This window comes from Streptomyces sp. Z423-1, assembly GCF_013009255.1.
GTDB lineage: Bacteria > Actinomycetota > Actinomycetes > Streptomycetales > Streptomycetaceae > Streptomyces > Streptomyces gossypiisoli.
On sequence record NZ_CP053109.1, the window covers coordinates 560,460 to 583,693 of the forward strand.

23 protein-coding genes are annotated in these 23,234 nt (G+C 72.1%); 11 read left to right on the forward strand and 12 right to left on the reverse strand.

Features of this window, described 5'->3' with window-relative positions:
* The first annotated feature begins 78 nt into the window (after positions 1–78).
* The 6 genes from HJD23_RS02625 to HJD23_RS02650 all read left to right on the forward strand — a co-directional run bounded on the left by HJD23_RS02625 (position 79) and on the right by HJD23_RS02650 (position 7,686).
* Positions 79–2,118: a bifunctional aldolase/short-chain dehydrogenase gene (locus HJD23_RS02625; protein WP_171114860.1), complete on the forward strand. Its 2,040-nt coding sequence runs from the start codon at positions 79–81 to the stop codon at positions 2,116–2,118.
* 8 nt (positions 2,119–2,126) lie between these two features.
* Positions 2,127–3,563, forward strand: coding sequence for a rhamnulokinase family protein (locus tag HJD23_RS02630; protein WP_171118873.1), 1,437 nt, complete (start codon positions 2,127–2,129; stop codon positions 3,561–3,563).
* A 71-nt stretch (positions 3,564–3,634) separates the two neighbouring features.
* Positions 3,635–4,390 carry a (Fe-S)-binding protein gene (locus tag HJD23_RS02635; protein ID WP_171114858.1) on the forward strand — a complete coding sequence of 252 codons (756 nt, stop codon included), beginning with the start codon at positions 3,635–3,637 and terminating at the stop codon, positions 4,388–4,390.
* Complete coding sequence (locus HJD23_RS02640) at positions 4,387–5,865, forward strand: LutB/LldF family L-lactate oxidation iron-sulfur protein (RefSeq protein ID WP_171114856.1); 1,479 nt, start codon at positions 4,387–4,389, stop codon at positions 5,863–5,865. Before HJD23_RS02635 ends, HJD23_RS02640 begins: the two co-directional genes overlap by 4 nt.
* Entirely contained in the window at positions 5,862–6,527 is a 666-nt protein-coding gene (locus tag HJD23_RS02645; RefSeq protein WP_171114854.1) for an LUD domain-containing protein, read from the forward strand. The genes HJD23_RS02640 and HJD23_RS02645 overlap by 4 nt, the downstream gene beginning before the upstream one ends.
* 4 nt (positions 6,528–6,531) lie before the next feature.
* Positions 6,532–7,686, forward strand: a complete 1,155-nt coding sequence (locus HJD23_RS02650) for a betaine/proline/choline family ABC transporter ATP-binding protein (RefSeq protein WP_171114852.1) — start codon at positions 6,532–6,534, stop codon at positions 7,684–7,686.
* 467 nt (positions 7,687–8,153) lie between these two features.
* Here the strand turns inward: HJD23_RS02650 and HJD23_RS02655 are convergent, their stop codons facing one another.
* The 4 genes from HJD23_RS02655 to HJD23_RS02670 form a co-directional block, all read right to left on the reverse strand.
* Positions 8,154–9,095: an ABC transporter substrate-binding protein gene (locus HJD23_RS02655; protein ID WP_171114850.1), complete on the reverse strand. Its 942-nt coding sequence runs from the start codon at positions 9,093–9,095 to the stop codon at positions 8,154–8,156.
* Positions 9,092–9,763 (reverse strand): ABC transporter permease, encoded by a 672-nt coding sequence (locus HJD23_RS02660; protein WP_171114848.1) that lies wholly within the window; start codon positions 9,761–9,763, stop codon positions 9,092–9,094. Before HJD23_RS02660 ends, HJD23_RS02655 begins: the two co-directional genes overlap by 4 nt.
* Positions 9,760–10,437, reverse strand: coding sequence for an ABC transporter permease (locus tag HJD23_RS02665; protein WP_171114846.1), 678 nt, complete (start codon positions 10,435–10,437; stop codon positions 9,760–9,762). The genes HJD23_RS02660 and HJD23_RS02665 overlap by 4 nt, the downstream gene beginning before the upstream one ends.
* Before the next feature lie 85 nt (positions 10,438–10,522).
* Entirely contained in the window at positions 10,523–11,095 is a 573-nt protein-coding gene (locus HJD23_RS02670; RefSeq protein WP_171114844.1) for a TetR/AcrR family transcriptional regulator, read from the reverse strand.
* Between the two features lie 142 nt (positions 11,096–11,237).
* Between HJD23_RS02670 and HJD23_RS02675 the strand changes: the two genes are divergently transcribed.
* Both HJD23_RS02675 and HJD23_RS02680 read left to right on the forward strand, forming a co-directional pair.
* Positions 11,238–12,095, forward strand: a complete 858-nt coding sequence (locus HJD23_RS02675) for a MoxR family ATPase (RefSeq protein ID WP_171114843.1) — start codon at positions 11,238–11,240, stop codon at positions 12,093–12,095.
* Positions 12,096–12,145: 50 nt separating this feature from the next.
* The gene (locus HJD23_RS02680; RefSeq protein WP_240980965.1) at positions 12,146–13,498 is read left to right on the forward strand and encodes a VWA domain-containing protein; all 1,353 of its coding nucleotides are present in this window, start codon (positions 12,146–12,148) and stop codon (positions 13,496–13,498) included.
* A gap of 94 nt (positions 13,499–13,592) precedes the next feature.
* On the opposite strand, the gene HJD23_RS02685 is transcribed toward HJD23_RS02680, so the two are convergent.
* Complete coding sequence (locus HJD23_RS02685; RefSeq protein ID WP_171114839.1) at positions 13,593–14,294, reverse strand: SDR family oxidoreductase; 702 nt, start codon at positions 14,292–14,294, stop codon at positions 13,593–13,595.
* A 212-nt stretch (positions 14,295–14,506) separates the two neighbouring features.
* Between HJD23_RS02685 and HJD23_RS02690 the strand changes: the two genes are divergently transcribed.
* Positions 14,507–15,481: an NAD(P)-dependent alcohol dehydrogenase gene (locus HJD23_RS02690; protein ID WP_171114838.1), complete on the forward strand. Its 975-nt coding sequence runs from the start codon at positions 14,507–14,509 to the stop codon at positions 15,479–15,481.
* Between the two features lie 52 nt (positions 15,482–15,533).
* Here HJD23_RS02690 and HJD23_RS02695 read toward each other — a convergent pair whose 3' ends face one another.
* The 4 genes from HJD23_RS02695 to HJD23_RS02710 form a co-directional block, all read right to left on the reverse strand.
* Positions 15,534–15,893, reverse strand: a complete 360-nt coding sequence (locus HJD23_RS02695) for a cupin domain-containing protein (RefSeq protein WP_171114836.1) — start codon at positions 15,891–15,893, stop codon at positions 15,534–15,536.
* A 132-nt stretch (positions 15,894–16,025) separates the two neighbouring features.
* Entirely contained in the window at positions 16,026–17,003 is a 978-nt protein-coding gene (locus HJD23_RS02700) for a pyridoxal-phosphate dependent enzyme (RefSeq protein ID WP_171114834.1), read from the reverse strand.
* Positions 17,000–17,683: a transcriptional regulator gene (locus tag HJD23_RS02705; RefSeq protein ID WP_171114832.1), complete on the reverse strand. Its 684-nt coding sequence runs from the start codon at positions 17,681–17,683 to the stop codon at positions 17,000–17,002. Before HJD23_RS02705 ends, HJD23_RS02700 begins: the two co-directional genes overlap by 4 nt.
* Before the next feature lie 108 nt (positions 17,684–17,791).
* Positions 17,792–18,559, reverse strand: a complete 768-nt coding sequence (locus tag HJD23_RS02710; RefSeq protein ID WP_171114830.1) for a helix-turn-helix transcriptional regulator — start codon at positions 18,557–18,559, stop codon at positions 17,792–17,794.
* A gap of 54 nt (positions 18,560–18,613) precedes the next feature.
* On the opposite strand from HJD23_RS02710, the gene HJD23_RS02715 reads away from it, so the two are divergent.
* Positions 18,614–19,828, forward strand: a complete 1,215-nt coding sequence (locus HJD23_RS02715; protein ID WP_171114828.1) for an MFS transporter — start codon at positions 18,614–18,616, stop codon at positions 19,826–19,828.
* Positions 19,829–19,873: 45 nt separating this feature from the next.
* Here HJD23_RS02715 and HJD23_RS02720 read toward each other — a convergent pair whose 3' ends face one another.
* The 3 genes from HJD23_RS02720 to HJD23_RS02730 are packed head-to-tail and all read right to left on the reverse strand — an operon-like array spanning position 19,874 to position 22,108.
* On the reverse strand, positions 19,874–20,326 hold the full coding sequence (locus tag HJD23_RS02720) for a YbhB/YbcL family Raf kinase inhibitor-like protein (protein WP_171114826.1): 453 nt from the start codon (positions 20,324–20,326) through the stop codon (positions 19,874–19,876).
* 31 nt (positions 20,327–20,357) lie between these two features.
* Positions 20,358–20,987 carry an MBL fold metallo-hydrolase gene (locus tag HJD23_RS02725; protein ID WP_171114824.1) on the reverse strand — a complete coding sequence of 210 codons (630 nt, stop codon included), beginning with the start codon at positions 20,985–20,987 and terminating at the stop codon, positions 20,358–20,360.
* On the reverse strand, positions 20,984–22,108 hold the full coding sequence (locus tag HJD23_RS02730) for a CapA family protein (RefSeq protein WP_171114822.1): 1,125 nt from the start codon (positions 22,106–22,108) through the stop codon (positions 20,984–20,986). Before HJD23_RS02730 ends, HJD23_RS02725 begins: the two co-directional genes overlap by 4 nt.
* A 118-nt stretch (positions 22,109–22,226) precedes the next feature.
* Between HJD23_RS02730 and HJD23_RS02735 the strand changes: the two genes are divergently transcribed.
* Positions 22,227–23,192 (forward strand): pirin family protein, encoded by a 966-nt coding sequence (locus tag HJD23_RS02735; protein WP_171114820.1) that lies wholly within the window; start codon positions 22,227–22,229, stop codon positions 23,190–23,192.
* Positions 23,193–23,234 lie beyond the last annotated feature (42 nt).

The window sequence follows — 23,234 nt, forward strand, 5'->3', positions numbered from 1 at the left end:
CCGATGTGGCTGATCGCGCAGTTCCCCGCGCCCCTTATGTATGTGCACTCACCCTCTGTTGAGAAGGAACCGACTTCTATGGCTACCCATCCCGAAGCCGCCGCTCTGCTCGCTCGGTCTCATCGGCTCGGCTCTGATCCCCGTAACACCAACTACGCCGGTGGCAACGCGTCCGCGAAGGGCACCGACACCGATCCCGTCACCGGTGGTGACGTCGAGCTGATGTGGGTCAAGGGGTCCGGAGGGGACCTCGGGACGCTCACCGAAGCGGGGCTCGCCGTGCTGCGGCTGGACCGGCTGCGTGCGCTCGTCGACGTCTACCCGGGCGTCGAGCGCGAGGACGAGATGGTCGCCGCGTTCGACTACTGCCTGCACGGGAAGGGCGGCGCCGCGCCCTCCATCGACACCGCGATGCACGGGCTCGTCGACTCCGCTCACGTCGACCATCTGCACCCCGACTCCGGGATCGCGCTGGCCTGCGCGGCGGACGGGGAGAAGCTGACCGCCGAGTGCTTCGGGGACAGCGTGGTGTGGGTGCCGTGGCGGCGGCCCGGCTTCCAGCTCGGGCTGGACATCGCCGCGGTCAAGAAGGCCAACCCGCAGGCCATCGGGTGCATCCTGGGCGGGCACGGCATCACCGCCTGGGGCGACACCGCCGAGGAGTGCGAGCGGAACTCGCTGCACATCATCCGGACCGCCGAGGCGTTCCTCGCCGAGCGAGGCAAGGCCGAGCCGTTCGGGGCCGTCGTCGAGGGATACGAGGCGCTGCCCGAGGGCGAGCGGCGGGAGCGGGCGGCCGCGCTGGCGCCGTACGTCCGGGCCGTCGCCTCGCAGGACAAGCCGCAGGTGGGGCACTTCAACGACTCCGACGTCGTGCTCGACTTCCTCGCCCGCGCCGAGCACCCTCGGCTCGCCGCGCTCGGCACCTCCTGCCCCGACCACTTCCTGCGCACGAAGGTACGGCCGCTGGTCCTCGACCTGCCGCCCACGGCCCCGCTGGACGAGGCGATCGCCCGGCTGAAGGAGCTGCACGCGGAGTACCGCGAGGAGTACGCGGCCTACTACCAGCGGCACGCCCTGCCCGACTCCCCCGCCATGCGCGGCGCCGACCCCGCCATCGTGCTGGTGCCCGGCGTGGGCATGTTCAGCTTCGGCAAGGACAAGCAGACGGCCCGGGTCGCCGGCGAGTTCTACGTCAACGCCATCAACGTGATGCGGGGCGCCGAGGCGGTGTCGACGTACGCGCCGATCGAGGAGTCGGAGAAGTTCCGTATCGAGTACTGGGCGCTGGAGGAGGCCAAGCTCCAGCGGATGCCCAAGCCCAAGGCGCTCGCGACGCGGGTCGCGCTGGTGACCGGCGCGGGGAGCGGGATCGGCAAGGCGATCGCCGGTCGGCTGGTGGCCGAGGGTGCGTGTGTCGTGGTGGCGGACCTCAACGCGGAGAACGCCGCCCAGGTCGCCGAGGAGCTGGGCGGGGCCGACAAGGCCGTCGCCGTCGCCGTCGACGTCACCTCCGAGGAGCAGATCGCCGAGGCGTTCAAGGCCGCGGTGCTCGCCTTCGGGGGCATGGATCTCGTGGTGAACAACGCGGGTGTCTCGATCTCCAGGCCGCTGCTGGAGACGTCCACCAAGGACTGGGATCTTCAGCACGACATCATGGCGCGCGGCTCCTTCCTCGTCTCGCGGGAGGCGGCGCGGGTGATGATCGCTCAGGGGCTGGGCGGTGACATCGTCTATATCGCGTCGAAGAACGCCGTTTTCGCCGGGCCCAACAACATCGCCTACTCCGCGACCAAGGCCGATCAGGCTCATCAAGTGCGGCTGCTGGCAGCCGAGTTGGGTGAGCAAGGGATTCGGGTCAACGGGGTCAACCCGGACGGTGTGGTGCGGGGGTCCGGGATCTTCGCGGGTGGCTGGGGTGCGCAGCGGGCGGCCGTGTACGGGGTGCCGGAGGAGAAGCTCGGCGAGTTCTACGCCCAGCGGACCATCCTCAAGCGCGAGGTGCTGCCCGAGCATGTGGCGAACGCCGTCTTCGCCCTGACCGGCGGGGAGCTGACGCACACCACCGGGCTGCACATCCCCGTCGACGCCGGCGTGGCCGCCGCGTTCCTGCGGTGAGCAGCGCCATGAAGTCGTACGCCGCGGTCGACCTGGGCGCGTCCAGTGGGCGGGTCATGGTCGGCCGCGTCGGGCGGCACGAGCTGGAGCTGACCGAGGCGCACCGCTTCGCCAACCGGCCGGTGCGGGTGCCGGAAGGGCTGCGCTGGGACGTGCTGGCGCTGTACGCCGGTGTTCTGGACGGGCTGCGGACGGCCGGGCAGGTCGACTCCGTCGGCATCGACAGCTGGGCCGTGGACTACGGGCTGCTGGACGCCGACGGGGCGCTGCTCGGCAACCCGGTGCACTACCGGGACGGGCGGACCGAGGGCGTCGCCGAGAAGGTGTGGGCGAGCGTGCCCGCCGCCGAGCTGTACGCGGCGACCGGGCTGCAGTACGCCCCCTTCAATACGCTGTACCAGCTCGTCGCCGCCCGGTCCGCCGGCCACCTCCGCCACGCCGAGCGTCTGTTGCTGATCCCGGACCTGCTGTCGTACTGGCTCACCGGGGAGCAGGGCACCGAGCTCACCAACGCCTCGACGACCCAGCTCGTCGATCCCCGGACGCGGGACTGGTCGTACGACGTCGCGACGCGGCTGGGCATCGACCTGAGCCTGTTCGCGCCGCTGCGGCAGCCCGGCGAATCGGCGGGGGCGCTGCGCCCCGAGGTGCTGGAGGAGACGGGCCTCACCGGTCCCGTGCCGGTCACCGCGGTCGCCTCGCACGACACGGCGTCCGCGGTGGCCGCCGTACCGGCGTCCGGTGAGCGCTTCGCCTACATCTGCACCGGCACCTGGTCGCTGGCCGGTCTTGAGCTGGACGCGCCGGTGCTGACGGAGGAGAGCCGGGCCGCCAACTTCACCAATGAGCTGGGCCTGGACGGCACGGTCCGCTATCTGCGCAACATCATGGGGCTGTGGCTGCTCCAGGAGTGCGTACGGGCCTGGGGGGAGCCGGACCTCGGTGAGCTGCTGCGGGCCGCGGCCGCCGTGCCGGCGCTGCGGTCGGTGGTGGACGCGGGCGACGCGCAGTTCCTGGCGCCGGGGCGGATGCCGGAGCGGATCGCCGAGGCGTGCCGTGCCTCGGGGCAGCCGGTGCCCGAGTCGCCGGGCGAGGTCACGCGCTGCATCCTGGACTCGCTCGCCCTCGCTCACCGGCGGGCCGTCGAGGACGCCCAGCGGCTGGCCGGGCATGCCGTGGACGTCGTCCATGTGGTGGGCGGCGGGGTGCGCAACGCGCTGCTGTGCCAGCTGACCGCCGATGCCTGCGGGCTGCCGGTGGTGGCGGGCCCGACGGAGGCGGCGGCCTTCGGGAACGTGCTGGTGCAGGCGCGGGCCCACGGGCTCGTCGGCGACCGGGCGGACATGCGGCGGCTGCTCGGCCGTACCCAGCCGCTCACCCGTTACGAACCGCGCGGTGACACCGCGCCCTGGCGGGCGGCCCAGGCCCGGCTCGCCGGAGCGTGAGCGGGGTCTCCCCCGGCCCGCGCCACCGCACTACCCTGCACACGTCCGATGATCAACCCCAAGGAGCCGCGATGCGTGTCGCACTGTTCCTGACCTGCGTCAACGACACGCTCTACCCGGACACCGGGCGCGCCGTGGTGAAACTGCTGACCAGGCTGGGCGTCGAGGTCGACTTCCCGATGGCCCAGACCTGCTGCGGGCAGGCTCACTACAACACCGGCTACCGGCGCGAGGCGGAGCCGCTGGCCCGGCATTTCTCCGATGTCTTCGGGGAGTACGAGGCGATCGTGACGCCGTCCGGGTCGTGCGGGGCGATGGTGCGGGAGCTGTATCCGCGGATGGGTGCGCGGGCGCGGGCCGAGGGGCGCGGGAGCACGCTGGCGACCGCGCTGGCGCCGGTGGTGCCGAAGACGTACGAACTCACCGAGTTCCTGGTGGATGTGCTGGGGGTGACGGACGTGGGCGCGTACTACCCGCACCGGGTGACGTACCACCCCACCTGCCACGGGCTGCGCGGGCTGGGCCTGGGCGACCGTCCCCGCAGGCTGCTTCAGGCGGTGAAGGGTCTTGAGCTGGCCGAGTTGCCGGGCGCGGACGAGTGCTGCGGGTTCGGGGGCACCTTCGCGTTGAAGAACTCCGATGTCTCGGCGGCGATGGGTGCCGACAAGGTGCGCAACGCCGAGTCGACCGGCGCGGAGGTGCTGTGCGCGGCGGACAACTCCTGTCTGATGCACATCGGCGGCACCATGACCCGGCTCCGCACGGGGATGCGGCCGGTGCACATCGCGGAGATCCTGGCGAGCACGGAGGAGGAACCGGCGCTGTGAGCGGAACGTTCGTCGGGATGCCGGCGTTTCCGGCGGCCGCGCACGAGGCGGTGCGCAATCCCACCCTGCGCGGCAATCTGCGGCACGCCACGCACACCATCCGCGGCAAGCGGGAAAAGGCGGTCGCGGAGGTCTCGGACTGGGCGCAGCTGCGGGAGGCGGGGCGGCGGATCAAGGACCACACGCTCCGTCACCTCGACCGCTACCTCGTGCAGTTGGAGGAGTCGGTGACGGCGGCGGGCGGCACCGTCCACTGGGCGGTCGACGCCGACGAGGCCAACCGGATCGTCGCCGACCTGGTCCGGCAGACCGGCGAGTCCGAGGTCGTCAAGGTCAAGTCGATGGCCACCCAGGAGATCGGCCTCAACGAGGCGCTCGAAGCGGAGGGGATCCGGGCCTACGAGACCGATCTCGCCGAGCTGATCGTGCAGTTGGGCAAGGACCGGCCCTCGCACATCCTGGTCCCGGCGATCCACCGCAACCGCGGTGAGATCAGGGACATCTTCGCCCGTGAGATGGGCGAGTGGGGCCGCCCGGCCCCCGAGGGCCTGACCGACACGCCCGCCGAGCTGGCCGAGGCCGCCCGGCTGCATCTGCGGGAGAAGTTCCTGCGTGCCAAGGTCGGCATCTCCGGCGCCAACTTCATGGTCGCCGAGACGGGCACGCTGGTGGTCGTGGAGTCGGAGGGCAACGGGCGGATGTGCCTGACCCTTCCCGAGACGCTGATCTCGGTGGTCGGCATCGAGAAGATCGTGCCGACCTGGCGGGACCTGGAGGTGTTCCTGCAGACCCTGCCCCGCTCCTCGACCGCCGAACGCATGAACCCGTACACCAGCACATGGACCGGCACCACGGACGAGGACGGTCCGCGCGCCTTCCACCTCGTCCTGCTCGACAACGGCCGCACCGACACGCTCGCCGACGAGGTCGGCCGGCAGGCCCTGCGCTGCATCCGCTGCTCGGCGTGTCTCAATGTGTGCCCGGTGTACGAGCGGGCGGGCGGGCACGCGTACGGCTCGGTGTATCCGGGCCCGATCGGCGCGATCCTGAGTCCTCAGCTCCGGGGCACGGCCAGCGAGATCGACGCCTCCCTGCCGTACGCGTCCTCGCTGTGCGGAGCCTGCTACGAGGTGTGCCCGGTGGCCATCGACATCCCCGAGGTGCTGGTGCATCTGCGGGAACGGGTCGTGCAGGGCGGGCAGGTGACGCGGGGCGGCAACAAGGTGGTGCTGAAGCCCGCGAAGGGACACGCGGCCGAGCGGGCGGCGATGCGGGCGGCCCGCTGGGCGCTGGCCCACCCCGGCGCCCTGCGCACCGGCCAGCGGCTCGCCTCACGCACCCGGCGCCTGCATCCGCGCACGCTGCCGGGTCCCGGCCGGGCGTGGAGCGGCAGCCGGGATCTGCCGTCCGTGCCGGCGGAGCCGTTCCGGGACTGGTGGCAGCGGACGCGTGGCGGAAAGGACACTTCTAAGTGAGCAGCAGGGAGCGGATTCTGGGCCGGGTGCGACGCGCCCTGGCCGATGTACGGGACGACGACACGCCGTACGAGCAGGCGATTCGGCGCGACTATCTGAGCGAGCACGGCGAGCGGAGCCTCGCGGAGACGGTGGAGCTGCTCGCCGAGAACCTGGCGGACTACCGGGCGATCGTGCACCGCTGCGCGGGCGAGGAGCTGCCGGATGTGCTCGGGCGGCTGCTGGCCGCGCGGGGCGCGCGGACCGTGCTGGTCCCGCCCGGGCTGCCGGAGCGCTGGCTGGAGACGGTGGACGCGACGCGTGTGCCCGACCGCGCCGCGAGCACCCCGCATGAACTGGACCGGGTCGACAGCGTGGTGACCGGCTGTGCGGTCGCGATCGCCGAGACGGGCACCATCGTGCTGGACGGCTCCCCGGACCAGGGGCGGCGGCGGATCACCCTCGTCCCCGACCATCACATCTGCGTCGTACGGGTGCCCGCCCAGGTCGTGCCGTCCGTCCCGCAGGCCATGCCCCGACTCGACCCGACGCGCCCGCTGACCTGGATCTCCGGGCCGTCCGCCACCAGCGACATCGAACTCGACCGGGTGGAGGGGGTGCACGGTCCGCGCACCCTTGAGGTGGTGCTGGTGAGCGGGGACGAGGTGGCGCCGCTAGCGTGACACCATGATCCGGTTCGAGCAGGTCACCAAGCGGTATCCGGACGGTACGACCGCGGTGGACGGGCTGTCCTTCGAGGTGTCGGAGGGCGAGCTGGTCACGCTCGTGGGACCGTCGGGCTGCGGCAAGACGACGACCATGATGATGGTCAACCGGCTGATCGAGCCGACGTCGGGCCGGATCCTGGTGGGCGGGGAGGACATCGCCACGGTGGACCCGGTACGGCTGCGGCGCCGGATCGGGTACGTCATCCAGCAGGTCGGCCTCTTCCCGCACCGCACGATCCTCGACAACACGGCGACCGTGCCCTCACTGGTCGGCTGGAAGCGGGCGAAGGCGCGGGCGCGGGCGGCGGAGCTGCTCGATCTGGTGGGGCTGGATCCGAAGACGTACGGCCCGCGCTACCCGCACCAGCTGTCGGGCGGTCAGCGGCAGCGGGTCGGTGTGGCGCGGGCGCTGGCGGCCGATCCGCCGGTGCTGCTGATGGACGAGCCGTTCGGGGCGGTCGACCCGGTGGTGCGGGAGCAGTTGCAGGACGAGTTCCTGCGGATGCAGGCCGCGGTGCGCAAGACGGTGCTGATGGTCACGCATGACATCGAGGAGGCGGTGCGGCTCGGTGACCGGATCGCCGTGTACGGGCAGGGGCGGATCGAGCAGTTCGACACGCCCGGAGCGGTGCTGGGCAATCCCGCGTCGCCGTACGTCGCCGAGTTCGTCGGCGCCGACCGGGGCCTGAAGCGGCTGTCGGTGACCGCGATCGAGCGCGGCGATCTGGAACAGCCGCCGATCGCCCACGTGAACGAGGCGTCGGGGAGGGCGGCGGAACGGCTGCGGTCGGAGGGCGCCCGGTGGGCGGTCGTCCTGGACGCGCACGGCGACCTGCACGGCTGGGTCGGCATCGACGAGCTGGGCACGAGCGCACGCGTCGGCGACCTGGCCCACCGCATGAACGCCTGGGTCCCGGTGGGCGCGCCCCTCAAACAGGCGTTCGGTGTGATGCTCCAGCACGACGCCGGCTGGGTCGCGGTCCTGGAGGGCGCCCACTTCCTCGGCGTCCTGACCCCGGCGAAACTCCACGAGGCCCTGCGCCGCTCGGTGGACGCGGACGCGCTGGGCGTGCCGAGGGGGCAGGTGGACTTCGACTCGGTGGCGGACGCCTGAGCGGCGTGTCACCTGACGCCGCGCGCCCGGCGGGCGGACACCGAAGCGGCCTGGCGCCGGACGCCGTGTGCCCGGTGGGCGAACGCCGAAGCGGCCTGGCGCCGGACGCCGTGCGCCTGGTGGGCGGGCGCCGAAGCGGCCAGGCACCGGACGCCGTGTGCCCGGCGGGCGGACACCGAAGCAGCCTGGCCCCGGACGCCGTATGCCCGGTGGGCGGACGCCTGCGTCCGGTGGACGCCCGAGCCCGGTGACGAACGCCCGATCCCGGCGCCGGACGCCCTGAGCCTCATGGCCGACGCCTGAACCCTGTGGCCGACACCCTGTCCCGATGGCGGACACCTCATCCCAGCGCGGACACCCTGAGCCTCGTGGTGGACGCCTGAGCCCTGTTGCCGACGCCCTGTCCCAGTGGTGGCGCCTGAGCGGTGTGGTGCCGGACGCTCTGTGGCCAGTTGCGGTGCGGAGCGTCACTTCAGCAGGCCCTTGTCCTCCAGGTACGTCCGGGCCACGTCCGTGGCCAGGCGGCGCCAGCTGTCCACCTGTTGGTTCATGGTGGCGAGGTCGGTCGTGGTGAGGACGGCGTTGAGCTTGTTCAGGGCCTTGGTGACGCCGAGGGCGCCCGCGCGGGCGCGGTTGACGACCGGGACGACGTAGTCGGCGTTCTGGAGGTGTTTGTCGTCGGCGAGCAAAACCAGGCCGAACTCGTCGAGGGTGGCGTCGGTCGTGGTGGTGAGGACCATCTGGTCCTGGCCGCTCTGCACCGCCCGTTTGGCCTGGGTGGTGCCGACGCCCTTGGGGTCGACGGCGGTGATGTCGATGCCGTAGGTCTTGCGCAGGCCCGGGGCGCAGTACGGGCGTTGCACGCATTCGTCGCCCGCCGCGAGCCGTACCTTCAGGCCGGACCTGCCGAGGTCGCTGAGCGTCTTGAGGTGGTGCCGGCGTGCGTACGACGCGCTCACCGCGAAGGCGTTCTGATCCACCGCCCGGCCGGGGTTCAGGACGGTGAGGCCGCGGGGCGTGGCAAGGCGGCGCAGTGCCTTCATCGTGGCGTCGAGGTCAGGTGAGCCGACCGGCGGGGTGTCGGGGCCGTTGGTCCTGGCGTTGAGCCAGTCGGCGAAGGTGGCCGCGTACTCCGGGACGACGTCGATCTGGCCGGACTCCAGCGCCGGTTCGTACAGTTCGCGGTTGGCGACGGTGATGAGGGACGTCTTGTAGCCCGCCTGGTTCAGCAGCAGGGCGTACATCTGGGCGAGCAGGTCGCTCTCGGTGAACCCGGCGGAGCCGACGGTCAGTTGACGGCTGTCGCCGGGCGGCGCGGTGACCTTGCCCTGGTTCTCCAGGGAGGGGCCGGTGGCGCAGGCGGTCGCCAGGAGCAGGAAGGCGGCCGCCAGCGGCGTACGGCCCCTCATGGCGTACCCCTGGCCCACGCCGGCGCCAGGCGTTCGGCCACCTCGAAGAGGCCCTCGACGATCAGCGCGAACACGGCGACGAGCACCGCACCGGCCACCACCTGCGGCGTACTGGCGAGGTTGAAGCCCGCTGTGATGATCCGGCCCAGGCCTCCCCCTCCCGCCAGGGCGGCGATGGTGGCGGTCGCGACGAGCTGTACGGCGGCGATCCGCACACCGTTCAGGATCATCGGTGAGGAAAGGGGCAGTTCCACGTGAAACATGACCTGGCGTCCCGTCATCCCCATCCCCCGCGCGGCCTGCACGGTGCTGCGATCGACCTCGCGCATGCCGACGTACGCATTCGTCAGCAGGGGCGGTACGGCGAACAGCACCAGGGCGACGACCGTGGGGCCCTCGCCCCAGCCGCCGATGGGGGTGAGCAGCAGGAGGACCAGGACCGCGAAGGTGGGGACCGCGCGGCCGACGTTGGAGATGTTGACCGCGAGCACCCCGCCCTTGCCGAAGTGGCCGAGGACCACCGCGACGGGCAGGGCGATCAGGCAGCTGACGATCAGGCAGACCACCGTGAGGACGAGGTGTTGCAGCAGCCGCTGCCAGATGCCGTCGGCGCCCGACCAGTGCGCGGGGTCGGTGAGCCAGTCCCAGGTTTCGGTGAGCGTGTTCATGCACGGGCCCTCGTCCAGGGCGTGATCAGCCGCTGGACGCCCAGCAGGAGCAGATCGGCCGCGACCGCGATGACCACGCACAGCACCGACGCCGTCAGCACCTGGGCCTTGAAGTACGTGTTCATGCCCGAGTAGATCAGATTGCCGAGTCCGCCGAAGCCGACGATCGCGCCGACCGTCACCAGCGACACCGCGGACACCATGGCGATGCGCAGCCCGGCCATCGCGGCGGGCAGGGCGAGCGGCAGTTCGACGGCGAGGAGGAGGCGGATCGGGCCGTAGCCCATGCCGCGGGCGGCCTGCCGGGTCTCCTCGGGGACGGCGCGCAGACCGGCGAGGATGTTGCGTACCAGCAGGGTCAGTGAGTACAGCACGAGCCCGGCGATCACGAGCGTCGCCGACAGCCCGTACAGGGGCAGCAGCAGCGAGAACATCGCCAGCGACGGGATCGTGTAGAGGATCGTCGTCACGGCGAGGACGGGACCGGCCGCCCAGCCCCAGCGGCGGGCCAGCACCGCGAGCGGCAGGGCGAGGGCAAGGCCGATCAGCACCGAGACGGACGTCAGCTGGAGGTGCTGGACCACGGCGTCGAGGAGGATCTCGCGGCGGGTGCTCAGATAGTCGCCGCAGATCCATTCGTTGCGCGCGAGGCAGTCGTCCGGGGGCGCGGTCACGCGTCCATTGCATCGGGCGGTCCACCGCGTCGGCTTGTTCTGGTGACCCGTCCGGGGTTCTGCGCCCGCTGTCGTCCGCCGGTGGCTACTTCACACCCGCCGCGTCGAGCAGCGCGCTCACCGTCTCCGTCGCCAGCCCGTCGTCCAGCGCCTCCACTCGTGCCCCGGCCCGCGCGCTCGCCCCGTCGAAGACCAGCAGGAGCTGGCGGGCGAGCAGTTCGGGATCCCGGGCGCCGCCCGCCTCGGCCTGGGTACGGAAGACGGCCTTCAGCCGTTCCTTGACGGCGCGGGCGACCACGCTCGCCGGGTGCTCGGGGTCCTTGAGCTCGACCAGCGCCGCGAGGTAGGGGCAGCCGTGGTAGTCGGCGTCCACGGAGGCCTTCTCCAGCCGCTGGAAGACATGGAGGATCCGCTCACGCGGCGTTCCGGCGTGCTGCGGCCCGGCCACGAGCTGCGCCTCGTAGCGCGGGCTCTGCCGCTCCAGGCTCGCGGCGAGCATGTCGTCCTTGCTGTCGAAGAGCTGGTACATCGAGCGTTTCGACACCCCGGCGGTCCGGCACAGCGCCTCCACGCCGATGGAGACGCCGTCGCGGTAGAAGAGCTGGGCCGCCGCGTCGAGCAGCCGGTCGCGCGGGGACGCCTTGTCTGTGGTGGCCATACGGCGAGGTTACCGTGCCGCGATCAGGAGGAAACCGATCGGTATACCAACCCTGGAGCTTCAGGACATGGGTGACAGAAGCAATGAACAAGCGCTTAGATAGGAGCCCGATCCCGTTACGCCGCCACCGCCGGAGGCCCGGTTGTTCACTTCCGTCGACGATGTCTCCGCACGACTCGCCGAGACCGGCTACCTGGCGTCGCCCGCGGTCGCCACGACCGTCTTCCTCGCCGACCGCCTCGGCAAGCCGCTCCTCGTCGAGGGCCCCGCGGGTGTCGGCAAGACGGAACTCGCCAAGGCCGTCGCCCAGGTCGCACAGGCCCGGCTGATACGGCTGCAGTGCTACGAGGGCGTCGACGAGTCCCGGGCGCTGTACGAGTGGAACCACGCCAAGCAGCTCCTGCGTATCAGCGCGGGCCGCGACGAGACGTGGGACGAGACGCGCACCGACATCTTCAGCGAGGAGTTCCTGCTCGCACGCCCCCTGCTGACCGCCATCCGCGGCGACGATCCCAAGGTGCTGCTGATCGACGAGACCGACAAGGCCGACGTCGAGGTGGAGGGCCTGCTGCTGGAGGTGCTCAGCGACTTCCAGGTCACTGTCCCGGAGCTGGGCACGGTCACCGCGACGCGCCGTCCCTTCGTGGTGCTCACCTCGAACGCGACCCGCGAACTGTCCGAGGCGCTGCGCCGCCGCTGCCTGTTCCTGCACATCGGCTTCCCGGAGGAGGAGTTGGAGCGGCGGATCGTACGGATGAAGGTGCCCGGCATCGACGCGGCGCTGGCCGAGTCCGTGGTCCGGGTGGTCGGCGCGCTGCGCGCGATGGATCTGCGGAAGGTGCCGTCGGTCGCCGAGACCATCGACTGGGCCCGCACGCTGCTCGCGCTCGGCGCCGACACCCTCGACGAGAACGTCGTCCGCGACACGCTGGGCGTGCTGCTCAAGCACCAGGACGACGTCCTGAAGGCCGGGGCCAAGCTGGACCTGGACGCCGTATGACAGCCGATGTCTGCGTGACTGCCGAGGCCAGTGTGTCCGCCGATGCCGGTGTGACCGCCGATGCCGCCTCCCGGCTGACGGACTTCGTGGCCGCGCTGCGTGCGCACGGCGTCCGTGTCGGCACCGGTGAGACCGTGGACGCGGCGCGGGCGGTGGAGGCGCTGGGACTCGCCGACCGCGAGCTGCTGCGCGAGGGGCTCGCCTCGACGCTGCTGCACACCACCGGCCAACGGCAGGTGTTCGACCCGGTCTTCGACCTGTACTTCCCGCGCGGTGTGGGCGGGCCGCAGGGCGAGGCGGCGGGCCGGGACGACCTGCGCGACCGGCTGGCGGCGGCGCTCACCGCCAACGACACCGCGCTGATGGGCCGGTTGGCGATCGAGGCCGTCGACGGCTTCGGCGGGTACGGGAGTTCACCGGCGTCGGACGGCTGGTCGTCGTACCAGGCGCTGGACCGGATCCGCCCGCAGACGCTGCTCGCCCGGGTCCGCGCCGAGGTGCGGGACCGGTCGGGGGAATCGGGGTTCGCGGACCGGCTGCTGGACGACGAGATCCGGCGCCGTATCGAGGTCTTCCGCGCACTGGTGGCGGCGGAGGCACGGCGCCGGGTGGCCGAGCGGCGGGGCCGCGACGTGATCGCGCGGCGCGCGGTGGCGCCGACGGCCGACCGGGTCGACTTCCTGTACGCAGGCAAGGACCGGCTGGCCGAGCTGCGCAGGACGGTTCAGCCGCTCGCTCGCAAGCTGGCGACCCGACTGGCCGCCCGGCGGCGCCGGGCCGCCCGGGGCAGCATCGACCTGCGGCGCACCCTGCGCGGCTCGCTGTCGACGGGCGGCGTGCCGATGCGGCCGGTGCTGCGCCGACGGCGTCCGGTCCGGCCCGAACTGGTGCTGCTGTGCGATGTGTCGGGCTCGGTGTCCGGGTTCTCGGACTTCACGATGCTGCTGGTGCAGGCGCTGCACGACCAGTTCAGCAAGCTGCGCGTGTTCGCGTTCGTCAACCGGATCGACGAGGTGACCGGCCTGCTGGAGCACGGCGTCGCCGACTCGGAGGGACTCGGCGCGCGCATCCGCTCCGAGGCGACGCTCACCGGCTGGCACGGCAGCAGCGACTACGGCGTCGCGCTGGGCGAGTTCGCCGAGCGGTACGGCGACGCGGTCGGCCCGCGCACCACGGTGTTCGTCCTCGGTGACGCCCGGACGAACCTGAGCGACCCGAACCTGGCGGCCGTACGGCAGATCGCCGGACGGGCCCGCCGCGTCTACTGGCTGAACCCCGAGCCGCGCCCCCAGTGGGGCACCGGCGACTCCGCCGCCCCCGCCTACGCCGAGCTGGTCGAGATGCACGAGTGCCGCACCGCGCGTCAGCTCGGCGCGCTGATCGCCCGCCTGCTTCCGGTCTGATCGGGCGCCGAGCCGGGATACGGCTCAGGGCCGAGCGGGGAGACAGCTCAGGGGCCGAGCGGGGATACAGCTCAGGGCCGGGTCGGGCTACGGCTCAGGCGGCGAGTTGTGGGTACAGCGCCGCGAGGTCGGCCGACAGGCCCGCCTTCACCTGCCGCGAGACGTCGTCGGCCAGCACCTCGAAGGCGCCGGACTCGATGCCGTCGAGGGCCTGGGCGGCGACGCTCCCGGGCGTGGACTTGGGCGCGTCGATGCCCGCGGTCAGATCCGTGTCGACGTAGCCGACGTGCAGACCGGTCACCTCGATGCCGCGCGGCCTGAGGTCCAGGCGCAGGGAGTTGGTCTGCGACCAGAAGGCGGCTTTGGATGCGCTGTAGGAACCGGCGAGGCCGATCCACGACAGCACCGAGTGGACGTTGAGGATGTGGCCGCCGCCGTTGCGTTCGAGGACCGGGACGAAGGCGCGGGTCACGAGGAGCGGCCCGTAGAAGTTGGTCTCGAACTCACGGCGGACATCCTCGACGGGCGAGTCGAGGAAGTTCGCGTTCACCGAGGCGCCCGCGTTGTTGATCAGGACGGTGACGTCCTGCGCCTGTGCGGCGACGGCCTCGACGGAGGCGGGGTCGCTCACCTCCAGGGCGAGCGGCACGGCGTCCGGGTGCGTGACGGCGCGGGGGTCGCGGGCGGTGGCGTACACCTTCTGCGCGCCGCGCTCGTACAGGGCCGTCACCAGCGCCTTGCCGATGCCGCGGCTGCCGCCGGTGACGAGGGCGACGGAGCCTTTGAGGGTGGTCATGAGGGTGTCCTTACTGTCGCTGATCCGCGGAACCGTCCCGGAGCCACGGAGGCCGATCCGAAAACCGATCGGTTTCCCACTGGTCGGCATCAGCCTAAACCGATCGGTTTCCCCAGGGCAAGGGCGAGCTCTCCCCGGGGAAACTCGGGGTTCCTCCCTGATGTCCGGGCCGCCGGGAGTTCCCTACGCTCGTCGCAACAGAGGGGGGACTCATGAAGGCAGTGGTTCAGGACCGGTACGGCGGATGGGACGCGCTGGAGTTCCGGGAGGTCGACCAACCGGTGCCCGCGCCGGGCGAGGTGCTGGTGCGGGTGCGCGCGGCCTCGGTCAACGCCTACGACTGGCACCTCATGCACGGCGACCCGAAGATCGCCCGGGTGTCGTTCGGTCTGCGCAGGCCGAGGGCGGCCATCCGGGGCCGGGACTTCGCCGGGGTCGTGGAAGCGGTCGGCGGTGCGGTCAAAGGGCTGGCGCCCGGCGACGAGGTGTACGGCGAGGCGGACGGGGCGTTCGCGGAGTTCGTGTGTGTCGCGGACGGAGCGGTGGACCGGAAACCGGCCGCCCTCACCTTCGAGCAGGCGGCCGCGATGCCGCTGGCCGCGAACACCGCCCTCATCGGCCTGCGTGACGTGGCCCGGGTGCGGCCGGGCCAAACGGTGCTGGTGAACGGCGCGTCGGGCGGGGTGGGCACGTTCGCCGTGCAGATCGCCAAGGCATACGGCGCGGAGGTCAGCGGCGTTTGCAGCACACGGAACGCGGAACTGGTCCGCTCGCTCGGCGCGGACCACGTCATCGACTACACGCGCGAGGACTTCACCCGCTCCGGGCGGCGGTACGAGGTGGTGCTGGACCTGGTGGGCAACCGTTCCCTGGGCGATTTCCGGCGCGCCCTCACCCCGGACGGAACGCTCGTCCTGTCCGGCGGAGGCTGCTACGAGGGCGGCAGCCTGCTCGGCCCGATGAAGCTCTTCTTCAAGCGGGGGATGCTGGCCCCCTTCGTCCGCCAGCGGCTGCTCGAACTCCCGGCCAGGCAAAGCAAGGAGAACCTCGCGGCGCTGCGGGACCTCGTCGAGTCGGGGAAGGTGACCCCGGTCGTGGAACGGACGTATCCGCTGAGTGAGGCGGCGGAGGCGATACGGCACCTGGAGGTGGAGCACGCTCGCGCGAAGATAGTGGTGGTCGTGTGAGGGGTCCGCGCGGCGGGCGCACGGAGTCGTCCGTGCGCCCCTCGCCCTGCTCCTACTCCTCCTTCGCGTACTCCCTGGCCATGGCGCCCGCGAAGTCGTACACGACGACCTGCTCGTCGCCCGCCACCCAGGCATCGTGTCCGGGCGGGCAGACGAAGACGTCGCCGGGGCCTACCTCCTGCTCGGCGCCGTCGTCCATGCGGATGCGCATCCGGCCCTGGACGACATAGCCGTTGTGGTGGACCTGGCAGGAGTCGGTGCCCGCGATCGGGGCGACGGACTCCGACCAGCGCCAGCCCGGCTCGAAGGTGGCCACGGCGAAGTCGAGCCCCGAGAGGTGGACGGCTTCCAGGTGGCCGCGCGGGAAGTCACGCCGCTCGTCCGGCTTGTCGAGCGTCTTCACCTCTAGCATGACCGCTCCTCCTTTCCGGCCGGGGTGTCGGTCTCCGTCGCCCGCTCCGGAAGTTCGTGAGCGGCACCGGCGGAGGCCGAGCCCTGCTTTCCATCGTCCGCTTTTCCGGCCCCGGCCCGCCAGCCCCCTCCCTCAGTCGCCGCCCGCGCACAGCCGCGCGAAGCGGTCGGCGTCGATGTTGCCGCCGGAGATGATCACGCCGACGCGGCGCGGGAGGCGCTCCACGCGGCCGGAGAGCAGGGCGGCCAGCGGGGTGGCGCCGCTGGGCTCGACGACGAACTTGAGCCGTTCGAAGGCGAACCGCATCGCGGCCCGGATCTCGTCGTCACCGACCAGCGCGATGCCGTCGAGGAGTCGCCGGTTCAAGGAGAAGGTCAGTTCGCCGGGTGTGGGCAGCGCCTGCCCGTCGGCGATGGTGCGCGGCACCGGGATGCTGATGCGCCGGCCCGCCTCCAGCGACCGCTTGGTGTCGTCGCCGGCCTCCGGCTCGACGCCGATGACCCGGATGCCGGGATTCAGCCCCTTGGCGACCGTCGCGCTTCCGGCCACCAGTCCGCCGCCGCCGACCGGCGCGATCAGGGCATCCAACTCCCCCACCTCTTCGAGGAGTTCGAGTGCCGCGGTGCCCTGCCCGGCGATCACATGCGGGTGCTCGTACGGCGGGATGACGGTGAGGCCGCGCTCCGCGGCCAGGGCCTCGGCGATGGCGGCCCGGTCGCCGGTGTAGCGGTCGTACGTGACGATCTCGGCGCCGTATCCCGCGGTGGCGTCCCGCTTCGAGGCCGGGGCGTCCTCGGGCATGACGATCAACGCGGTGGTGCCCAGTTCGCGGGCCGCGAGGGCGACGGCCTGGGCGTGGTTGCCGGAGGAATAGGCGGCGACGCCCCGGGCCAGCTGCTCGGGCGTGAGCCGGGAGGCGGTGTTGTAGGCGCCGCGGAACTTGAAGGCGCCGGCGCGCTGGAAGTTCTCGCACTTGAGGAGGACCTCGGCACCGACCAGGGCGTCGAGGGTGCGTGAGCGCAGGACGGGCGTGCGATGGGCGACGCCCTTGATCCGCGCGGCGGCGTCCCGGACGTCGTCGAGGGTGACGGGCGGGGTGGTGGTCGTCACGGGCGGGCTCCTTCGGAAGCGGGGTCGGTCGTGGCACGGGCCTGGGAGAGGTAGCTGTAGGCCGACGCGCGGGAGATGCCGAGGCGGGCGGCGACCTGCTCGACGGCGCGGCGCACCGCGAAGACGCCGTGGCCGTCGAGGCTGCGGAAGAGTTCGAGGCGCTCGGCGCGGTCGAGCCCGGCCCAGCTCTGGTGCTGCCGCACCTGGTGGGCGTCGAGCATGGCGTCGACGACCGAGTCGATGTCGTTGCCGAACGTGGTGACGGGCACCTGGCCCGCGTCGCCGGCCCCGGCGAGCGCGCCGAGCAGGGCGTGGGCCTGCTGGACGGCTCCGGCGTCCACGTTGACGCACAGGGCGCCGAACACCGCGCCCGTGGAGTCGCGCAGCACCATCGTGGACGACTTGACCAGTTGCCCGTTCCGGGTCCGGGTGAGGTAGTTCAGCTCGTCACCGGCCTCGTCACCGCGGGCGAGCACACGCATGCCGATCTCGCTCATCGCGCCGCCCACCGCCCGCCCGGTCACCGAACCGGCGACGGCGACCACCGACTTCTCCGGCCGCCGGTAGTCGTGCAGCACCACCTCGCACACCGGCCCGAAGGTCGCGGCGATACCGTCGACGACCGGCGTGAGCGCTGCGATGATCGCGTCGCGCTGCGCCTCCAGGTCCTGCTCGGCCATCCGACACCTCCTGGACTGTCGATCCATGTACTGGACTCACAGTCTAAGTCAGCGCCCAAAGCCGTTGCCGGCACGGTCGGCACACATCGGCTGACGCGCGCCCCACGCCTACCCGTTCTGGCCCGGCGTCCGCGCCGTGCCCGCGGCGCGTCCCGGGGTGTGGCCGAAGGCGCGGCGGAAGACATCGATGAACGCGCTCGCCGAGGACCAGCCGCAGCGGTGGGCCACCACGGTCACCGGCGTGTCCTCGGCGAGCAGTACCAGGGCGTGGGAGAGCCGCAGTTGGGTGCGCCACTGCGGGAACGTCATACCGAGTTCGGCCCTGAACAGGCGGGACAGTGTGCGGTCGCTGGCGCCGACCTGTCTGCCCAGGGCCGCGAGCGTGCGGTTGTCGGCCGGGTCGGCGAGCAGGATGTCGCACAGCGCCCTGAGTTGCGGCGCGGTCGGCGTGGGCACGTGCAGCGGCTGCTGCGGTGAGGCCCGCAGCTGGTCGCACAGGACGGCACGCAGGCGCCGGTGTTCGGGGCTGTCGTCCGCCGGGTCGCGGGTACAGGCGAGGATCAGCTCGCGCAGCAGCGGGCTGACGCTCAGCACGGTGGGCTTGTCGAGGCCGAGGGGGTTGGTGGCCACGGGGAGGCCGACCAGGTGCAGGTCGAGTTCCCCGTACGCCTGGTGGGAGTGCACGGTGCCGGCCGGCACCCAGATGGCCCGGGTGGCCGGGGCGACCCACGAGCCGGCGTCGGTGGTGACGGCGAGCACGCCCCGGCCCGCGTAGACGATCTGGTGGTCGTCGTGCCGGTGGGCGTCGATGCCGCTGCCGGGGGCCAGCCATCGGGTGCTGGTCGGAGCCACCGGCTCATGGCGGATATCCCTCATCGATTGGCAGATTATCGGAAGTGCGACAGGGCGGCCACGGACGACCATGGCGCCATGCCAAGGAACAAGTCGATCGCCCTGCTGTCGGTCGGACATGCCTGTGTGGACGTCTACCAGGGCGCCGTGGCGGCCCTGGTCCCGTTCTTCGTCGCCGAGCGTGCCTACACCTACGCCGCGGCCTCGGGCATCGTGCTCGCCGCGAGCCTGCTGTCATCCGTGGCGCAGCCCTTCTTCGGCGCGCTCACCGACCGGCACCCCGTCCCCTGGCTGCTGCCGGTGAGCACGGTGTTCGGCGGGCTCGGCGTGGCGCTGAGCGGCATCGGCGGCTCGTACGGGCTCACGCTGCTGTTCGTGGCGCTGTCCGGCATCGGGGTCGCCGCGTACCACCCGAGGTCGGCGCGGGTCGCACGGGTCGCAAGCAAGGGGAGCCACAGTTCCATGGGGTGGTTCTCGCTGGGCGGCAACGTCGGCTTTGCGCTGGCTCCGCTCCTGGTCACCGTCGTGATCGCCAACGGCGGGCTGCGGTGGTCCCCGCTGCTGATCCTGCCCGCGCTGGTCGGCAGCGTGCTCACCCTGCCGGTACTGCGGGCCCTGGAGAAGGCGCCGCGCGCCAAGGGTGGACAGGGTGCCACCGAGGGGCGGGACGACTGGGTCTCGTTCGTGCGGCTGTCGCTGGCGGTGGTGTGCCGGTCGGTCGCCTTCGTCGGGCTGAGCACCTTCATCGCCTTCCACGCCCGGGAGCAGACGGGCGGCGGTACGGCGGCGGGGACGGCCGCGCTGTTCGTGCTCTACCTCGGCGGCGCCGTCGGCACGGTCGTCGGCAGCAATCTGGCCCACCGCTGGGACCGGGTCACGGTGGTGAGCATGTCGTACCTGATGACGGTGGCCGCCGTCGCCGGTGTGGTGTTCGTGCCCGGCCCGGCGCTCTACCTGTTCGTGGCGCTGACCTCGATCGGCCTGTACGCCCCCTTCTCGCTCCAGGTCACGCTCGCCCAGGACTATCTGCCCACGCGCGTCGGCACCGCCGGCGGGATCACGCTCGGCCTGACGGTCAGCGTCGGTGGCCTCGCCAGCCCCGTCATCGGCACCATCGCCGACGCCACCTCGCTGCGCACGGCGCTGATGCCCCTCATCCTGATGCCCGCCCTGAGCTGGCTGCTGTTCCGCACGCTGCCCGAACCGGCCGTTCCCCAGCGCCTGTTGGGCGACCGGGGCGAGGACGCCACGCGCGACACCGGGAGCGTCTCCAGTGAGCACAGCCGCCTGTGACCACCGGCCCGAAAGAGCCCGCCCGGGGTCGGGCGGGCCCCGGTTTCATCGCTGGTACAGGCCCACCAGCGTGCCGTCGGCGAGTTCCCGCTTCTCGACCGCCTCGTGCACCTGCGCGGCGTTCGGCGAGTCGGGGAGCACGCACGGTTCCGACAGGGCGTAGAGCCGGAAGAAATAGCGGTGGGCCTCGTCTCCCGGCGGGGGATGCGGGCCGCCCCAGCCCCGCTCGCGGTAGCCGTTGACGAGTTCCGTGCCGCCGGACGGGACCTGCCCCGCCTCGACACCCTCGGTACGGGGATCGATGCCGACCACGATCCAGTGCACGAACGTGCCCGACGGCGCGTCGGGGTCCTCGCACAGCAGCACCAGCTCGGTGGCGTCGTCGGGTACGCCGCTCCACGCCAGCGGAGGAGACTCGTTGTCCCCTTCGTACGCATAGTGGCGCGCGATGAAGGAGTGGTCGTTGAATGCGCTACTTCTGATCTCGATGTCAGCCATGTCACCCGAGTAACCGCAGCGGGGCCAGAACTCACGTGAACGGGAGCGTGTACGTGCGGCCCTCCACGCCCCACTCGCCTACCGGCGGCCGCGCCCCGGCGTCGATCGCCCGCAGGGTCGGCCGGCCGATATGGGCGTACACCAGCCGCCGTACTCCCTGCCGCTCGGCCTGCTCGGCCACGGCGAGCACCGGCAGATGGCCGCCGACGCCCCCGCGGAACCGTATCGGCCGGTTCCAGGCGGCGGCCTCGGCGAACATCAGATCCGCCCCCGCAGCCCAGGGCGGGAACTCCCAGAACTCCGGCGCCCACACCGCCACCGCACCGCCCGCCTCGATGCGGTAGCCGTACGCGGGGTGCGAGGTGTGCGCCACGGGGCGGCACCGCACGCACACGGCTGTCTCCGCGACGTGGACCTCCAGGTCACCGGCGCGCGGCCGCACGCCCCGCGCCGTCGCGCTGCGGCGCAGCGCCGAACGGAGTTCCGCGTGCTCGTCGGTGACCAGCCAGCCGTCGAGGCGGCCGGGCGGCGGTTCGGCGCCGGGGCCGCCGTCGAAGGCGACGCGGTGCCCGGCGCAGCTCAGCAGCAGGCCCGCGGGGGCGAACCGTGGCGAGTTCATCGCGCCGACGCCGAGCAGGGTCAGCCGCAGTCGGCGGTTCATCGGCCGGTCTCCGCGGCGTGGCGCAGCGCGAGCGTCCCGTCGGGTGCCAGATCCAGGTGTACGCCCGCGCTGATCCGGTCGAGTGTGGTGCACAGCCACACACGGTCCCGTTCCGGCGCGGGCTCCAGCCGCATCCGCCGAGCCTGCAGCGGCACCATGCGCAGGCCGGTCAGCCGCCCGGTGTCCGCCTCCAGCGTCGCGAGGTAGGCGAGGCGGAGGTCGTCGCGGTACTCCTCGTAGCCGGGGATGCCCTCGTAGTCGTCGACGAAGTCGCCGCAGCCGTAGAGGATCAGCCGGTCCCGGTAGACCTCCAGGGGGCGGGGGTGGTGCGAGGAGTGGCCGTGGACGAGGTCGACGCCGCCGTCCACCAGGGCGTGGGCGAAGCGGACCTGGTCGCGGGGGACGAGGTAGCCCCAGTTCGAGCCCCAGTGCACGGAGACGACCGCGAGGTCACCGGCCCGCTTGACCCGTCGTACGCGCTGGACGGTGGCTTCGGCGGTGCCGGGCGAGGGCCCGGGGGCGTACGCGATGCCGGACTGACCGTCCTCGGTCGCCGCCCAGTCTGACGGGATGCCGCTGGACCGCGTACCGAGGGCGAACACCAGGACGCGAGCTCCTGCGCGCACGGGGACGACGGCGGGCGCGTACGCCTCGGCGGCGTCGCGTCCCGCGCCCGCCGTCCGCAGGCCCGCGCCGCCGAGCGCGTCCAGGGTCTCCGCCAGGCCGGGGCGGCCGAAGTCCAGGACGTGGTTGTTGGCCAGGACGCACACGTCGGGGCGGGCGACGGTCAGGGCGGGCAGGTTGGCCGGGTGCATGCGGTAGTGCACTTCCTTGCCGGGCGCGAAAGCGCCGCAGCTCGTGACCGCCGTCTCCAGGTTCACGATCCGGACGTCCGGCGCGGCCTCGTCGAGCACCCGCAGCGCCTCGCCCCACGGCCACGCCGGTTCGACCGGAGCGGGTATCGGCCCGCTGACCGCCTCCGCCAGTGCCACATAGTCGCGCGCGTCCGTGACGTACCCCTCGCGCAGCTCCGAATCGCCGGAGTGCGCGAGGATCTGGTCGACGCCGCGCCCGAGCATCACGTCCCCGCACAGGAACAGCGTCACAACACCGCCGCCCATGTCCCCCACCCTAGGACTTGTCGTTGATCGGGGGCTCGGGCGGGAGGCCTGAAGTCAACGGCGTTGACGACGCGGGAGACAGCTGCGTCGCCGTCCGCGCCCGGCTAGGTTGTGCCGCATGAGCAACCTTGACCGCGCGCCCGTACCGAGCGTGTGCGGCGGCCGCGGATTCGTCGTCGCCGAACCTGTCCGCGAGCTGCTGAGTCCTCGGCACGTAAAGCTCGGCGAGTCGACCGAGGTGCGCAGGCTGCTGCCGAACCTCGGCCGGCGCATGATCGGCGCATGGGCCTTCGTCGATCACTACGGCCCCGACGACATCGCCGACGAGCCCGGTATGCAGGTGCCGCCGCATCCGCACATGGGGCTGCAGACGGTCAGCTGGCTGCACGAGGGCGAGGTGCTGCACCGCGACTCGACGGGCAGCCTGCAGACCATCGGGCCGAAAGAGCTCGGGCTGATGACGTCGGGCCGCGCGATCAGCCACTCGGAGGAAAGCCCCACGTCGCACGCCCGGTTCCTGCACGGCGCGCAGCTGTGGGTCGCGCTGCCGGACGCCCACCGCCACACCGAGCCCAGGTTCGAGCACCACGCCGAGCTGCCCACGGTCAGGGCGCCCGGTCTCACCGCGACCGTGATCCTCGGTGACCTGGACGGCGCGACGTCGCCCGGGACGACGTACACCCCCCTCGTGGGCGCCGATCTCGCGCTCGCTCGCGGCGCGGACGTCCGGCTGCCGCTCGTGCCCGACTTCGAGTACGGGGTGCTGTCGATGTCCGGCGAGGTGCACGTCGACGGCGTGCCCGTGCTGCCGGGTTCGATGCTCTACCTCGGCTGCGGCCGCGGCGAACTGCCGCTGCGCGCCGAGTCGGACGCCGGTGTGATGCTGCTCGGCGGCGAGCCGTTCGCGGAGGAGCTGATCATGTGGTGGAACTTCGTCGGCCGGTCTCAGGAAGAGATCGTCCAGGCGCGCGAGGACTGGATGAAGGGGGACCGTTTCGGCCAGGTGCAGGGCTACGACGGGGACCCGCTGTCCGCACCGGAACTGCCGCAGCTGCCGTTGAAGCCACGAGGAAGGGTGCGCTGACCTGGGAAATCCGCACTTCCGGTCCGGGGAGTGCGAGATCTT

Bases quoted from the DNA above. Each gene is read 5' to 3' on its own strand.
- HJD23_RS02730 (WP_171114822.1), bottom strand. From the start codon at position 22,108: ATGGGCGGCGGTGTTGTGACGCTGTTCCTGTGCGGGGACGTGATGCTC.
- HJD23_RS02735 (WP_171114820.1), top strand. From the start codon at position 22,227: ATGAGCAACCTTGACCGCGCGCCCGTACCGAGCGTGTGCGGCGGCCGC.
- HJD23_RS02710 (WP_171114830.1), bottom strand. From the start codon at position 18,559: ATGAGGGATATCCGCCATGAGCCGGTGGCTCCGACCAGCACCCGATGG.
- HJD23_RS02715 (WP_171114828.1), top strand. From the start codon at position 18,614: ATGCCAAGGAACAAGTCGATCGCCCTGCTGTCGGTCGGACATGCCTGT.
- HJD23_RS02685 (WP_171114839.1), bottom strand. From the start codon at position 14,294: ATGACCACCCTCAAAGGCTCCGTCGCCCTCGTCACCGGCGGCAGCCGC.
- HJD23_RS02625 (WP_171114860.1), top strand. From the start codon at position 79: ATGGCTACCCATCCCGAAGCCGCCGCTCTGCTCGCTCGGTCTCATCGG.
- HJD23_RS02660 (WP_171114848.1), bottom strand. From the start codon at position 9,763: ATGAACACGCTCACCGAAACCTGGGACTGGCTCACCGACCCCGCGCAC.
- HJD23_RS02690 (WP_171114838.1), top strand. From the start codon at position 14,507: ATGAAGGCAGTGGTTCAGGACCGGTACGGCGGATGGGACGCGCTGGAG.
- HJD23_RS02705 (WP_171114832.1), bottom strand. From the start codon at position 17,683: ATGGCCGAGCAGGACCTGGAGGCGCAGCGCGACGCGATCATCGCAGCG.
- HJD23_RS02655 (WP_171114850.1), bottom strand. From the start codon at position 9,095: ATGAGGGGCCGTACGCCGCTGGCGGCCGCCTTCCTGCTCCTGGCGACC.
- HJD23_RS02670 (WP_171114844.1), bottom strand. From the start codon at position 11,095: ATGGCCACCACAGACAAGGCGTCCCCGCGCGACCGGCTGCTCGACGCG.
- HJD23_RS02695 (WP_171114836.1), bottom strand. From the start codon at position 15,893: ATGCTAGAGGTGAAGACGCTCGACAAGCCGGACGAGCGGCGTGACTTC.
- HJD23_RS02720 (WP_171114826.1), bottom strand. From the start codon at position 20,326: ATGGCTGACATCGAGATCAGAAGTAGCGCATTCAACGACCACTCCTTC.
- HJD23_RS02635 (WP_171114858.1), top strand. From the start codon at position 3,635: ATGCGTGTCGCACTGTTCCTGACCTGCGTCAACGACACGCTCTACCCG.
- HJD23_RS02630 (WP_171118873.1), top strand. From the start codon at position 2,127: ATGAAGTCGTACGCCGCGGTCGACCTGGGCGCGTCCAGTGGGCGGGTC.
- HJD23_RS02650 (WP_171114852.1), top strand. From the start codon at position 6,532: ATGATCCGGTTCGAGCAGGTCACCAAGCGGTATCCGGACGGTACGACC.
- HJD23_RS02725 (WP_171114824.1), bottom strand. From the start codon at position 20,987: ATGAACCGCCGACTGCGGCTGACCCTGCTCGGCGTCGGCGCGATGAAC.